Genomic DNA, 436 nt, shown 5'->3' with positions numbered 1-436 from the left:
GCTCGGCACCCCGGACGGCGTCCACGAGCTGTTCTCGATCCGGGTGCCGTACCTGCTGTCGTTCCTCTCGACACACACCTTCAACGGCACCGTCGAGGGCATCAACGACCTGCAGGCCCAGTACTCGCACGTCTACGGTCCCGGCGACTACAAGCCGATCATCTGGGTGACGTACTGGTCGTTCCGGTGGATGATCGCGCTCGGTGTCGGCGCGGTGCTGGTGTCGCTCGTCGGCCTCTGGCTGACCCGCAAGGGGCGCTTCCCGGCGCAGCGCTGGGTCTGGCGCATCGCGACCTGGACCGTGCCGCTGCCGATGGCCGCGATGATCGTCGGCTGGATCTTCACGGAGATGGGCCGGCAGCCGTGGCTGGTGTTCGGGCTCCTGAAGACGAGCGACGGCGTCTCACCGAACGTGACCGGGGTCGAGGTCCTCATC

1 protein-coding gene is annotated in these 436 nt (G+C 67.4%); it reads left to right on the top strand.

Features of this window, described 5'->3' with window-relative positions; genetic code table 11:
• Positions 1-436: cytochrome ubiquinol oxidase subunit I (locus ACTJKO_RS17435; protein WP_440690638.1), on the top strand; the 436-nt coding region annotated here is incomplete at both ends.

Source organism: Curtobacterium sp. 22159 (assembly GCF_052045775.1).
GTDB lineage: Bacteria > Actinomycetota > Actinomycetes > Actinomycetales > Microbacteriaceae > Curtobacterium.
Note: the sequence above shows the minus strand (reverse complement) of the source record. Positions and strands in the feature narration are given on the sequence as shown.